At 73.1% G+C, this 12,064-nt stretch carries 12 protein-coding genes and 1 riboswitch; of the genes, 5 read left to right on the top strand and 7 right to left on the bottom strand.

The annotated features are described in order from the left end of the window. Nucleotides 1-274 precede the first annotated feature (274 nt). From ACFQ6N_RS08715 to thrC, 3 genes are all read right to left on the bottom strand, one after another. Entirely contained in the window at nucleotides 275-478 is a 204-nt protein-coding gene (locus ACFQ6N_RS08715; RefSeq protein ID WP_030289665.1) for a cold-shock protein, read from the bottom strand. A 542-nt stretch (nucleotides 479-1,020) separates the two neighbouring features. Continuing rightward, nucleotides 1,021-1,299: a MoaD/ThiS family protein gene (locus ACFQ6N_RS08710; protein WP_380647851.1), complete on the bottom strand. Its 279-nt coding sequence runs from the start codon at nucleotides 1,297-1,299 to the stop codon at nucleotides 1,021-1,023. A 101-nt stretch (nucleotides 1,300-1,400) separates the two neighbouring features. Further along, nucleotides 1,401-2,675: a threonine synthase gene (gene thrC / locus ACFQ6N_RS08705; RefSeq protein WP_380647850.1), complete on the bottom strand. Its 1,275-nt coding sequence runs from the start codon at nucleotides 2,673-2,675 to the stop codon at nucleotides 1,401-1,403. Nucleotides 2,676-2,691: 16 nt separating this feature from the next. Then, a riboswitch (SAM riboswitch) is annotated at nucleotides 2,692-2,824 on the bottom strand. A gap of 147 nt (nucleotides 2,825-2,971) precedes the next feature. Here thrC and ACFQ6N_RS08700 point away from each other — a divergent pair. Continuing rightward, nucleotides 2,972-4,003, top strand: a complete 1,032-nt coding sequence (locus tag ACFQ6N_RS08700; RefSeq protein WP_380647848.1) for a glucosyl-3-phosphoglycerate synthase — start codon at nucleotides 2,972-2,974, stop codon at nucleotides 4,001-4,003. A 38-nt stretch (nucleotides 4,004-4,041) separates the two neighbouring features. Beyond that, the gene (locus tag ACFQ6N_RS08695; protein WP_380647847.1) at nucleotides 4,042-5,508 is read left to right on the top strand and encodes a trehalose-6-phosphate synthase; all 1,467 of its coding nucleotides are present in this window, start codon (nucleotides 4,042-4,044) and stop codon (nucleotides 5,506-5,508) included. Here the strand turns inward: ACFQ6N_RS08695 and otsB are convergent. Together otsB and ACFQ6N_RS08685 are read right to left on the bottom strand one after the other, a co-directional pair. Then, nucleotides 5,495-6,334, bottom strand: a complete 840-nt coding sequence (gene otsB, locus ACFQ6N_RS08690; protein ID WP_380647846.1) for a trehalose-phosphatase — start codon at nucleotides 6,332-6,334, stop codon at nucleotides 5,495-5,497. The two genes, ACFQ6N_RS08695 and otsB, sit on opposite strands and share 14 nt — an antisense overlap. Nucleotides 6,335-6,375: 41 nt before the next feature. Then, the gene (locus tag ACFQ6N_RS08685; RefSeq protein WP_380647844.1) at nucleotides 6,376-6,603 is read right to left on the bottom strand and encodes a DUF3263 domain-containing protein; all 228 of its coding nucleotides are present in this window, start codon (nucleotides 6,601-6,603) and stop codon (nucleotides 6,376-6,378) included. Nucleotides 6,604-6,705: 102 nt separating this feature from the next. Between ACFQ6N_RS08685 and ACFQ6N_RS08680 the strand changes: the two genes are divergently transcribed. Continuing rightward, nucleotides 6,706-7,056 (top strand): cupin domain-containing protein, encoded by a 351-nt coding sequence (locus ACFQ6N_RS08680; protein ID WP_380647841.1) that lies wholly within the window; start codon nucleotides 6,706-6,708, stop codon nucleotides 7,054-7,056. 63 nt (nucleotides 7,057-7,119) lie between these two features. Here ACFQ6N_RS08680 and ACFQ6N_RS08675 read toward each other — a convergent pair whose 3' ends face one another. Further along, nucleotides 7,120-8,400: an extracellular solute-binding protein gene (locus tag ACFQ6N_RS08675; RefSeq protein ID WP_380647839.1), complete on the bottom strand. Its 1,281-nt coding sequence runs from the start codon at nucleotides 8,398-8,400 to the stop codon at nucleotides 7,120-7,122. Between the two features lie 327 nt (nucleotides 8,401-8,727). Between ACFQ6N_RS08675 and ACFQ6N_RS08670 the strand changes: the two genes are divergently transcribed. Together ACFQ6N_RS08670 and nagA are read left to right on the top strand one after the other, a co-directional pair. Beyond that, nucleotides 8,728-9,675 carry an ROK family protein gene (locus ACFQ6N_RS08670; RefSeq protein WP_380647838.1) on the top strand — a complete coding sequence of 316 codons (948 nt, stop codon included), beginning with the start codon at nucleotides 8,728-8,730 and terminating at the stop codon, nucleotides 9,673-9,675. Continuing rightward, nucleotides 9,672-10,853 carry an N-acetylglucosamine-6-phosphate deacetylase gene (nagA, locus tag ACFQ6N_RS08665; protein WP_380647836.1) on the top strand — a complete coding sequence of 394 codons (1,182 nt, stop codon included), beginning with the start codon at nucleotides 9,672-9,674 and terminating at the stop codon, nucleotides 10,851-10,853. Before ACFQ6N_RS08670 ends, nagA begins: the two co-directional genes overlap by 4 nt. 77 nt (nucleotides 10,854-10,930) lie before the next feature. On the opposite strand, the gene ACFQ6N_RS08660 is transcribed toward nagA, so the two are convergent. Then, nucleotides 10,931-11,950, bottom strand: a complete 1,020-nt coding sequence (locus ACFQ6N_RS08660) for a hypothetical protein (RefSeq protein WP_380647835.1) — start codon at nucleotides 11,948-11,950, stop codon at nucleotides 10,931-10,933. Between the last annotated feature and the right edge of the window lie 114 nt (nucleotides 11,951-12,064).

Below are 12,064 nucleotides of genomic sequence, written 5' to 3'. Positions count from 1 at the left end.
GCGACGGACGGCCCTGGTGTGCGGGGGTCTTTTCCCCTACCGCTCCCGGGGGCCTCACCGACCCGGTCCGCTGTCACTCTCACGCTGTGAGTGCTAACGCCAATGATTAGCACTCCGGGTGGTCGAGTGCAAGCCCAATCGCCAACCCGCGAGCCGCCGCTGGGGTCGCCGGGGAACGCCGGCGGGCCCGTACGACGCGTGTCGTACGGGCCCGCCGAGAAGCCGAGTGGTCACCAGCCGTGGGCCGCGCCGAGCTCCTGGAGTCGGAAGGGGGTCAGACCGCCGCGCGAACCATGTCCGCCTGCGGGCCCTTCTGTCCCTGGGAAATCTCGAACTCGACCCGCTGGCCCTCCTCGAGGGTGCGGTAGCCGTCCATCTGGATCGCGCTGTAGTGGACGAAGACGTCCGCACCACCGTCGACCGCGATGAAGCCGTAGCCCTTCTCCGCGTTGAACCACTTGACGGTGCCCTGAGCCATTCCGAACTCCCCTAGTGCTGTGCTGGCCCTTCACGCGCCCGCAGGTAGCGGGCCCGGGTTGGTTTGAAGGCAGGCCCGGGGAACCCCCCCTGGGCGCAGCCGTGCACGCCGCAACCATTCGCCCCGGACGCCCAACGGGCCCCGGTGAGCGGGTGATTGCGTCGACCGCCGCTGAATGTATCCGGACCGAAGCCCTCTGCAACAGGGTCAACCGCCGGGAATTCCGTCGCGACGTCAAGGGACAGGACGGGCTGAATCGGGAAAAATCTCGGCATTTCACGCCGGACATAGCGGACGAATTACTCAAATCCCTGCGGGAATTCTGACATCCGCCTGACATGTTTCACGGCCGGGCCCACCGGCCGGAAGCGCTGCGGTGGAACACCCTGGGAGAGCCGGGAGGGAACCCCTGTTCCCAACCGAGCCTCACTCTACTCCGACTTGACCGGGAAATATTCCCGCCGGAATGCAAGCGGCCGCCCGTACATACGGAGAGCGGAATTCCGTACGTACGGGCGGCCGAATGGGCGGGGCGCCGCGGCTCAGCAGCCGCCGGCCACCGCCGGGATGATCGAAACGCTCGCGCCGTCCTTGATCTCGGTCGCCAGGCCCTCGGCGAAGCGCACGTCGTCGTCGTTCACGTAGACGTTGACGAAGCGGCGCAGCTTGCCGGCGTCGTCCAGGATCCGGGCCGCGATGCCCGCGTGGTTCTGCTCCAGGTCGGCGATGACCTCGGCCAGGGTGGTGCCCTCGGCGGCCACCTCGGCGGCGCCGCCGGTGTAGGTGCGCAGGATGGTGGGAATGCGGACGTTGGCGCTCATGACTCTCCTAGCGGGGTGGGGCTCGTACGGGGCCGGTGCCCTGGGGGGCCGGGTGGCTCGGGCGGCCGGGCGGCCCGGCCGGTTCGGGCGGTTCGGGCGGTTCAGACGGCCGCGAGGCCGGCGTCGCGGAAGGAGGCCAGCGTCGGGCGGATGACGGCCGTCATCCCGGCGTCGGAGACGGCGTCCAGGGTCTTCAGGCCGTCGCCGGTGTTGATGGCGACGGTCTCCTTGGCCGGATCCAGCTGCCCGGTCTCGACCAGCTTCTTCAGCACGCCGACGGTCACCCCGCCCGCGGTCTCGGCGAAGATGCCCTCGGTCCGCGCCAGCAGCCGGATCGCGTCCACCACCTCGGCGTCCGTGACGTCCTCCACCGCACCGCCGGTCCGCCGGGCGATGTCCAGCACGTACGGGCCGTCCGCCGGGTTGCCGATCGCCAGCGACTTGGCGATGGTGTTCGGCTTGACCGGCTTGATCACGTCCCGGCCGGCCTTGAACGCGGCCGACACCGGCGAGCAGCCCTCGGCCTGCGCGCCGAAGACCCGGTACGGGCGGTCCTCGACCAGACCGAGCTTGATCAGCTCCTGCAGCCCCTTGTCGATCTTCGTCAGCTGCGAACCCGAGGCGATCGGGATCACGATCTGCTCCGGCAGCCGCCAGCCGAGCTGCTCGCAGATCTCGTACGCCAGCGTCTTGGAGCCCTCGCCGTAGTAGGGGCGCAGGTTGACGTTGACGAAGCCCCAGCCCTCGCCGGCCGGGTCGCCGATCAGCTCCGAGCAGAAGCGGTTCACGTCGTCGTAGTTGCCCTCGATGCCGACCAGTTCGCCGCCGTACACCCCGGCCATGACGACCTTGCCCTGCTCCAGGTCGTGCGGGATGAACACGCAGGACCGGAACCCGGCCCGGGCCGCCGCCGCGCCCACCGCGCCGGCCAGGTTGCCGGTGGAGGAGCAGGAGAGCGTCGTGTAGCCGAACGCCCGCGCCGCCTCGATGGCGCAGGCCACCACGCGGTCCTTGAACGAGTGCGTCGGGTTGCCCGAGTCGTCCTTGATGTGCAGCTGGGCGGTGAAGCCGAGCTCCCGGCCCAGGTTGTCCGCCTTCACCAGCGGGGTCCACCCCGGGTTCAGGTTGGGCTTGGAGGCCACGTCGGCCGGCACCGGCAGCAGCGGCGCGTAGCGCCAGACGGACGCCGGACCGGCCTCGATCCGCTTGCGCAGCTCCTCGGCGCCCTCGCTGCCGAAGTCGTAGGCGATCTCCAGCGGGCCGAAGCACTCCAGGCACGCGAAGCTGGGACCGAGCGGGAAGCGGGTGCCGCACTCCCGACAGGACAGGGCGGTGGCGGGGCCGAGGTCCACGGAAACAGGTGTGTCGATAGCCATGATGGCGAGGCCTCTCTCCTCATCTTCCCCGTGGCGCGGTCGCACCACAGGACGGAATTGGCACCTGTCCCGCGGGCCGTCGACGACGGCCGGGCGAGAAGGTTGCCGGGACGTCAACGGGCCGTTCCCTCAGTCCCTCTGGATGAGCTTGTGAAATTGTGGTCGCGCTCAACGGTGACCCCGGCGTGCAAAGGTCCGACCGCTGTACGAAGACTGTATCCGAAGGCGTCAACCCCGAACGGGACCGTCCGCCACGCGAGATGACCCGTCCCACCGACCCCGCCGAGGAGACTTCCGTGCCCGCCGAACCGACCCCCGAGCTCCTCCCGCAGGCGGCCTCCTGGCTGCGCCGCCGGTCCTGGAGCGCGGCCGACCGGCCGGTCCGCACCCTCCTCGCGGCCAAGGAGCGCACCGGCCGGACGGTCAGCGTCGTCCTCCCCGCCCTGGACGAGGAGGCCACCGTCGGGGACATCGTCCGCACCATCCGCCGCGAGCTGATGGAACGCCTCCCGCTCGTCGACGAACTCGTCGTGGTCGACTCCGGCTCGGCCGACGCCACCGCCGCCGTCGCCGCCGAGGCCGGCGCCCGGGTGGAGCAGCGCGACGCCATCCTGCCCCGGCTGCCCGCCGTCCCCGGCAAGGGCGAGGTGCTCTGGCGCTCGCTGCTGGCCACCCGCGGCGACATCGTCTGCTTCGTGGACGCCGACCTGCGCGAGTTCGACCCGGCCTTCGTCTCCGGCATCGTCGGCCCGCTGCTGACCGACGAGTCCGTCCAGCTCGTCAAGGCCATGTACGACCGCCCCCTGGAGACGGACACCGGTACGGTCCTGCCGGCCGGCGGCGGCCGGGTCACCGAACTCGTCGCGCGCCCCCTGCTCAACCTGCACTGGCCGGAGCTGGCCGGCTTCGTCCAGCCCCTCGGCGGCGAGTACGCCGCCCGCCGCAGCCTGCTCGAACGGCTGCCCTTCCCCACCGGCTACGGCGTCGAACTCGGCCTGCTGGTCGACGCGCTGGAACTGGTCGGGCTGGACGCCCTGGCGCAGGTCGACGTCGGCGTCCGGCACCACCGCCACCAGGACGGCCAGGCCCTCGGCCGGATGGCCGCCACCATCTACCGCACCGCCCTCGAACGCCTGGACCGCGCCCACCGCCTCAAGGCCTCCGCCGACCTGGTCCACCCCTACCTCACCCAGTTCACCCGCGACCCGGACGCCCTCTCCGCCCCCACGGCCGGCGGGACCCGCCCCTTCACCCCCCGCACCCACGAGGTGACCGCCCTGGAGCGCCCCCCGATGCACACCGTCCCCGAATACGCGACCCGGCACTGAGGGGTTTGCCGCCCCGACCCCCCGGCAACATCCCAACCATGGGCGATCTCACGACCGAACGTTCGAGTGCGACCGGCAGCGCCCCCGTCCTGGTGGCCTCCAACCGGGGACCGGTGTCGTTCGGCACCGCCGCCGACGGCACGCTGACCCTCCGACGCGGCGGCGGAGGCCTGGTCTCCGGCCTCTCCGCGATCGACGACCCGAACGCCGTCTGGGTCTGCGCCGCCCTCGGCGACGCCGACCGCAGAGCCGCCCGGGAGGCCCCCGACGGCCGCCTCGACCTGGCCGGCCACGACGTCGGCGGCCAGGCCGTCCGGATGCTGGACATCGACCAGGAGACCTTCGCCCGGGCCTACAACGGCGTCGCCAACTCCACCCTCTGGTTCGTCCACCACCTGCTCTACGCGACGCCCACCGCCCCCTCCTTCGACGCCGGCTTCCGCACCGAATGGGCCGCCTACCGCGCCTACAACGCCGCCTTCGCCGAGGCCCTGGCCGCCGAGGCCGCCCCCGGAGCGGCCGTCCTGATCCAGGACTACCACCTCTCGCTGGCCCCGGCCCTGCTCCGGGCCGCCCGCCCCGACCTGCGGATCGGCCACTTCTCGCACACCCCGTGGGCCCCGCCCGAGTACTACCGGCTGCTGCCCGACGACGTCGCCCGCGCGGTCCTGACCGGCATCCTCGGTGCCGACCGGGCCGGCTTCCTCACCGAGCGCTGGGCCCGGGCCTTCGCCGCCTGCTGCGCGGACCTCCTGGGCGCCGAGGTCGACCACGAGGCGCTCACCGTCACCCTGGACGGCCGCACCACGTTCCTCGGCGTCCACGCGCTCGGCGCCGACGCCGGGTTCCTGCGCGAACGCGCCCACCGCCCCGACGTGGACGAACGCCTCGCCGTCCTGCGCGAGGCCGTCGGCGACCGCCGCACCATCGTCCGGGTCGACCGCACCGAGCTGAGCAAGAACATCGTCCGCGGCCTCCAGGCGTACCGGCACCTGCTCCGCACCCGCCCCGAGTGGCACGACCGGGTGGTCCACATCGCCTTCGCCTACCCGTCCCGCACCGACCTGGCCGAGTACCGGGACTACACCGCCCGGGTCCGCCGGCTCGCCGAGGAGATCGACGCCGAGTTCGCCACACCCTCCTGGAAGCCCCTGATCCTGCACGTCGACGACGACTTCCCGCGCTCCCTCGCGGCCTACCGGCTGGCCGACGTCGCCCTGGTCAACCCCATCCGGGACGGCATGAACCTGGTCGCCAAGGAGGTCCCGGTGGTCTCCGACCGGGGCTGCGCCCTGGTCCTCTCCCGCGAGGCCGGCGCCCACGCGGAGCTCGCCGACGACGCGCTGACGGTCAACCCGTACGACGTCATCGCGACCGCCGACGCCCTCCACGCCGGCCTCACCATGCCGGAGCGGGAGCGCGCCGACCGCACCCGGCGGCTCGCGGCCGCCGCCACCGCGCTCCCCCCGCAGCAGTGGTTCCTCGACCAGCTCAACGCGCTGTGAGCGCCTGACCGAGGGACTCCAGCAGCTCCACCACGCCGGCCGGGCCCGGGACCACCAGGTCCGCCCGGTCGGCGAGTTCACGCACCGGGTCGTCCCCCACCGCCGCGCTGCACACCAGCAGCCCGGCCACGCCGTCTCCGCGCAGCTCCTCCACCGCCGCGAAGGCCGCCACGTCGCCCAGGTCGTCCCCCGCGTACAGCACCGAACGGGCCGCCCGCTCCCGCAGGAACCCGGTCAGCGCGGCCCCCTTGTCGACGCCCGGCGGCCGCAGCTCCAGCACCAGCCGCCCGGGCTCCACCACCAGCCCGGACTCGGCCGCCAGCGCGTCCACCGGCGCCCGCAGCAGTTCGAGCGCCTCCTGCGGCGCGGCCGTGCGCCGGGTGTGCACCGCCACCGAGCGCCCCTTGTCCTCCACCGAGGTGCCCTCCGGCGCGCCCGCCCTGGCCAGCACCCCCGGCAGCGCCTCCCGCACCCGGGCCACCCCGGGGTGCACGGGCGGCGCCGTCAGCTCCCCGTCCTGCCAGCGCTCGGCCCCGTAGTGCCCGAGCACCACGACCCCCGGCACCGCCGCCAGCCCCCCGTACTCCACCGCCAGCGCGGCCGGCCGGCCCGTCACCACCACCACGGCGCCGACCTCCGGGGCCAGCAGCCGCAGCGCCCCCGCCACGCCCGGGTGGGCCCTGGCCCGGGTCGGGTCCGCCACGATCGGCGCCAGCGTCCCGTCGAAGTCCAGCCCGACCACCGCGTCCCGGGGCGCCCGCAGGATCGCCCGCGCCCCGTCGCGCCCGGCCCCGGTCCTCGGCACCCACGTCTCTTCGAATCCCATACCGGGGCCCATACCCCTGCCCCCGGCCCGGAACGCCCGGCTCAGCGGGCGTCCCGCCGGGCGGCCCGCACCCGCCGCAGGCGGTTCACCAGCACCGGCGCGTGCGCCAGCGCCTCCTCCCGGTCCAGCAGCGCGTTCAGCAGTTGGTAGTACCGCGTGGAGGAGAGCCCCAGCTCCTCCCGGATCGCCCGCTCCTTGGCCCCCGCCGTCCGCCACTGCCGCCCCTCCAGCGCCAGCACCGCCCGGTCCCGCCCGCTCAGCTCGCCCACCGCAGACACCTCCGCCCACCACTACGGAGTGTCATTCTCGCGCGTACCCCCGACACACAGTGCTCGCCCCACCGGGCGCCCGCCCGCACTACCGTCGTCCCCATGACCACGCCCGGCTTCGCCCTGCACATCCCCACCGCCGACCTCGACCCCGAGCCGCTCGACCCGTCCCAGATCGTCTCCGGCACCCCGGAGGTCACCGGCCGGGTGCTCACCGAGTCCGCCGACGGCCGCCAGCTGCGCGGCATCTGGCAGATCACCCCCGGCGTGGTCACCGACACCGAGGCCGACGAGATGTTCGTGGTCCTCAGCGGGCGGGCCACCATCGAGATCGAGGACGGCCCGACCCTGGAGGTCGGCCCCGGGGACTGCGCGGTCCTGCGCGAGGGCGACCGCACCACCTGGACGGTCCACGAGACCCTGCGCAAGGCCTACGCCATCACGCTTCCCTGAGCCACCACCCCTGAGACGCCACCCCTGAGACGCAGCACCGAGGCGGCGCCCCGGGGGCCGGGCTCAGCCCCGGACCCGGGCCGCTTCCTTCGCGGCCGCGTCCTGCAGCCCCCCGAGCACCTGCTTCGGGTCCCCGGTGACGGCCTGTCCGATCCCCGCCTTGATCCGGTTGCTGACCTCGCCCCAGGCCGGGTCCCCGAACGGGTAGAAGCTCGCGTTGGTCAGTCCGACCGCGAACTGCTTGAGGTCCGCGTGCTTCGGGTCCGTCGACATCTGGTTGAACGCGTCCTGGGTGACCGGCAGCAGGTTGTACTGCTCGTCGAACGCCAGCTGGTTGTCCCGGCCGTAGACGAAGGACAGGAACTTCTTGATCTCGTCCTTGTGCCCGTTCGCCTTGAACGCCATCATCCAGTCCGCGACCCCGAGGCTGCCGGTCCGGGCCAGCCCGTCCTTCTTCGGGATCGGCGCCGTCCCGAAGTCGATGTTCCCGGCGGTCGCCATCCGCAGCAGCGTCGGGTGCCCGTTGAGCATCGCGACCTTCCCGGCCGCGAAGTCCTGGAACACCGGGGTGCGGTTCATCTTCCCGGGGTCCGGGTACGTCAGCCCGGTGCTCACCAGGTTGTTCTTCAGCCAGCCGAACGTCGCCTGGTTCGGGGTGCTGTCGATGGTGTAGTTGCCGACGTCGTCGGAGATGCTCCCGCCACCGCTGAGCGTCCACAGCATGGACTCGGCCGGCGCCTCCTCCGGACCGAGCGGGAGCCCGTACGGGGTCACCCCCGGCACCTTGGCCTTGATCTTCTCCGCGTCCTGCTTCAGCTCGCTCCAGGTGGCCGGCGGCTGCGCGATCCCCGCCTGCCGGAACACGGCCTTGTTGTAGAAGAGCACCCGCGACGAGGAGACGAACGGGATGCCGTACTGCGTCCCGAGCACCTGGCCGGCGTGCGCGAAGGTGTCCAGGAAGTTCGCCTGGGTGTCCACCGAGAGCACGTCCGAGGCCGGGTACAGCCGGTTCGCCGCGACCTGGTCCGCGAACCCGCCGGTCTGCAGCAGGTCCGGCGACTTCCCGGCCGCGATCATGTCCTCGACCTTCTTGCCGATCTCGGTCCAGCTGTCCACTTCGACGCTGACCCTGATCCCGGGGTTGGCGGCCTCGAAGGCCTTGGCGACGCCGTCCCAGTAGTGCTTGGAGTTGGTCTCCGAGCTCTCCCCGTAGTCTGCGGCGACCAGCTTGAGGGTGACGGTCCCGTCGCCCTGCCCGCTGCACGCGCCGACCGCGGTGAGTGCCACTGCTCCGGCCAGCACGCTGCCGAGCACACGGGTGGGAACGTGGACGCGCCTGTTCAACGCGGGTACCGCCTTAGGGGGGAAGAACTGCCGCCGGAACGGGGGATTCCGGCGGAGAGAGGCGCCACACTGCCAAACCCGCCGACCACTGGTCCACACCACTGGCCCCACCGGCCCCAGTAGTTACCGAAGTGCCCCGGGTCGTTGCACGATGCGCAACGGCAGCACCCGGTTCACTCCCGGACAACCCCCCGGAAACCTCCGGTACGCCCCCACCCCAAAGCGCCGCACACCCCCGCAGCTGCGACAAAGCTCACCCAGTATGGACCAGACCAATCCGACAACTGGACTAGACCTCTTCTACCCACCCAAGGGAAACTGTCCTCCGTGAAGCACGTCATCGCACTCGATGTAGGCGGCACCGGCATGAAGGCCGCGCTGCTCGCCCAGGACGGCTCCGTGCTGTTCGAGGCACGCCGACCGACCGGGCGGGAGCACGGCACGGACGCCGTCGTCACCGCCATCCTCGACTTCGCCACCGACCTGGCGGACGAGGGCCGCAGCCGCTTCGGCGTCGCCCCGCTCGCCGCCGGCGTCGCCGTCCCGGGCACGATCGACGAGAAGAACGGCATCGCGGTCTTCTCCGCCAACCTCGGCTGGCGGGACCTCCCCTTGCGCAAGCTCCTCGGCGAACGCCTGGCCGGCCCGGGCGGCACCGCGATGCCGGTGGCCCTCGGGCACGACGTCCGCTCCGGCGGCCTGGCCGAGGGCCGGCTCGGCGCCGGCCGGGGAGTCGACCGCTTCCTGTTCATCGCCCTGGGCACCGGCATCGCCGGCGCCATCGGCATCGACGGCCGGATCGAGGCCGGCGCGCACGGCTACGGCGGCGAGATCGGCCACGTCGTGGTCCGCCCCGGCGGACCGGCCTGCGGCTGCGGCGCCCGCGGCTGCCTGGAGACCCTCGCCTCCGCCTCCGCCGTCTCCCGCGCCTGGGCCGAGGCCAGCGGCGACCCCGACGCCGACGCGGCATCCTGCGCCGCCGCGGTGGACGCCGGGGACGACCGCGCCCTCGCGGTCTGGCAACGGGCCGTCGACGCCCTCGCCGACGGCATCATCCTCGCCCAGAGCCTGCTCGACCCGACCACGGTGATCGTCGGCGGCGGGCTCGCCGAAGCCGGCGACACGCTCTTCACACCGCTGCGCGCGGCGGTCACCGAGCGCCTGACCTTCCAGATGCCCCCGAAGGTCGTACCCGCCATGCTCAAAGACACCGCCGCGTCCCTGGGCGCGGGCCTGCTCGCCTGGGATCTGCTCTCCATGGAGGTGACCGCGTGACCACCGCGGACCGTGACCGTACTGCCCTGGCCGGCGCCCGCCTGGTCCTGCCCGGCGGCGTCGTCGAGGGCGACCGCCTCACCGTCGACGGCGAGCGCATCGCCGGCCTCGGCGGCGACACCGAGCCCGGCGACCTCGACCTGACCGGGTACACCGTCGTCCCCGGCTTCGTCGACCTGCACGTCCACGGCGGCGGCGGCGCCTCCTACACCTCCGGCATCGCCGAGGAGGCCCTGCTCGCCGCCCGCACCCACCTCGAACACGGCACCACCACCACCGTCGCCTCCACCGTCACCGGCGAGATCGACGAGGTCGCCCGCCAGGCCCACGTCCTCTCCGAACTCGTCGAGGACGGCGTCCTGGCCGGCATCCACTTCGAAGGCCCGTTCATCTCCCACAACCGGTGCGGCGCCCACCGCCCCGACCTCCTGCGCGACCCAGACCCCGCCCTGGTGCGCAAGCTCGTCGACGCCGCCCGCGGCCACGCCAGGATGGTCACCCTCGCCCCCGAACTCCCCGGCGGCCTGGACTCCGTCCGGATGCTCGCCGACCTCGGCGTGATCGCCGCCGTCGGCCACACCGACTCCGACTACGCGACCACCCTCGAAGCCATCGACGCCGGCGCCACCGTCGCCACCCACCTCTTCAACGCCATGCCCGGCATCGCCCACCGCGCCCCGGGCCCCATCGTCGCCCTCCTCGAGGACGACCGCGTCACCGTCGAACTCATCAACGACGGCGTCCACCTGCACCCCTCCGTCCTCGACCTCGCCTACGGCACCGCCGGCGCCGCCCGGGTCGCCCTGATCACCGACGCCATGGGCGCCGCCGGCATGGGCGACGGCCTCTACCCCCTCGGCCCCCTCCAGGTCCGGGTCGAGGACGGCGTCGCCCGGCTGGTCGAGGGCGGCGCGATCGCCGGCTCCACCCTCACCCTGGACGTGGCGTTCAAGCGCTCGGTGACGGTCAACGGCCTGACCCTGAACCAGACCGTCGAGTCGCTGTCGGCGACCCCGGCCCGGCTGCTCGGCCTGGCCGACTCGATCGGCTCGCTGGAGGCCGGCAAGCTCGCCGACCTGGTCGTGGTCGACTCCGGGAGCTACGACCTGGTCGCCGTGATGCGCCGCGGCCGCTGGGTCCTCGGCGCCGACCGGTTCCCGACCGTCAAGTCCGCCTGACCTCCGCGCCTACGACGGCAACGGCCGCCCTCCCCTCGCGGGGACGGGCGGCCGTGGCGCGTCGGCGGTCCGCGGGCTCAGCCGCTGTACGGCTCGAAGGAGATCTGGTCGATCAGGACCGGCCCGCCGGGCACCGTGAGGGTCACCGTGTTCGAACCGGCCTGGAACTGCGGCAGTATCCAGGTGGTGAACCAGGAGGACGCCGGGTCCTTCGGAGGCGACCCGTAGATCTTGTAGGACACCCCGCTCGGCCAGTCCTTGCCGTTCACCGAGACCGCGCCCTTGAGCTCGGCGCCCGCGTAGTTGTAGTGCACGTACATCTTGTACGTACCGGCCGCGGCGACCTCGCCCGTCCAGGTCACCGAGCCCCCGGGCTGGAGGGTCAGGTAGCTGCCGTCGGCGGACTTGCCGCCCTTGACGGTGTTGCCGGCCGGCGCGTTCTGCCCCTGCAGCTGGCTCGCGTCCACGGCCGACTGGCCGGCCCCTATGGTGGGGCCCGTCGAGGGCGTGCCGGCCGGCGTCGAGGGGGCCGGCGCCGGGGTGCCGCCGTTCGGCGGGGCCGTGGTGACGGTGCCGCCCTTGGCGGTCTTGTCGCCCCCGTCCGGGTCCCCCTTGGAGAGCGCTATCCCCGCACCGATCGCTATCGCCGCGACCACGGCGACCGCGCCGATCACCGCGCCCTTGCTCCGGCCGCTGCTCGGCCGCTCGTCCCCCGGCTGCGGCCGGGAGTGCTCGGCGTAGCGGCTCTGCTGGGTGGGGGCGGCGCCGTACTCGGGCTGCTGTTGCTGCTGCGGCGCGCCCTGCTGGCCGTACGGGGCCGGCGGCTGGCCGCCCTGGTACCCCTGCTGCGGCGCGCCCTGCTGGCCGTAGGGCTGCTGCGGCGGCTGCTGCGCGCGCGGCGGGTAGCCGTAGCCGTACTGGGCGCGGCCGACCTCCATCGGACGGTTGTACGACGTCCGGGGAACCCCCTGCTGCGGCTCGGCCGGCTGCCCGGTGGAGCCGTCGGCCGGGCGGTAGAGGTAGCCGAACGGGTCGTCGTCCTGTGGGGCACCGCCCCCCTGGCCCTCTGGCACTCCGTTGCTGCCGGCGGTCGTCACGGTGGTCTGCTCCCCCATCCGGTGCGCGCCGCCGGGCTGCGGGCGGCGCAGATCATGGACGCTGTCGTACCGGGAACCCTACCTGCCGCACCTGACAGCGGGAAAAGAACCCTT

The organism is Kitasatospora sp. NPDC056446 (assembly GCF_042796115.1).
Taxonomy (GTDB): Bacteria; Actinomycetota; Actinomycetes; order Streptomycetales; family Streptomycetaceae; genus Kitasatospora.
Note: the sequence above shows the minus strand (reverse complement) of the source record. Positions and strands in the feature narration are given on the sequence as shown.

Bases quoted from the DNA above. Each gene is read 5' to 3' on its own strand.
- ACFQ6N_RS08695 (WP_380647847.1), top strand. From the start codon at position 4,042: ATGGGCGATCTCACGACCGAACGTTCGAGTGCGACCGGCAGCGCCCCC.
- ACFQ6N_RS08710 (WP_380647851.1), bottom strand. From the start codon at position 1,299: ATGAGCGCCAACGTCCGCATTCCCACCATCCTGCGCACCTACACCGGC.
- ACFQ6N_RS08715 (WP_030289665.1), bottom strand. From the start codon at position 478: ATGGCTCAGGGCACCGTCAAGTGGTTCAACGCGGAGAAGGGCTACGGC.
- thrC (WP_380647850.1), bottom strand. From the start codon at position 2,675: ATGGCTATCGACACACCTGTTTCCGTGGACCTCGGCCCCGCCACCGCC.
- otsB (WP_380647846.1), bottom strand. From the start codon at position 6,334: ATGGGATTCGAAGAGACGTGGGTGCCGAGGACCGGGGCCGGGCGCGAC.
- ACFQ6N_RS08680 (WP_380647841.1), top strand. From the start codon at position 6,706: ATGACCACGCCCGGCTTCGCCCTGCACATCCCCACCGCCGACCTCGAC.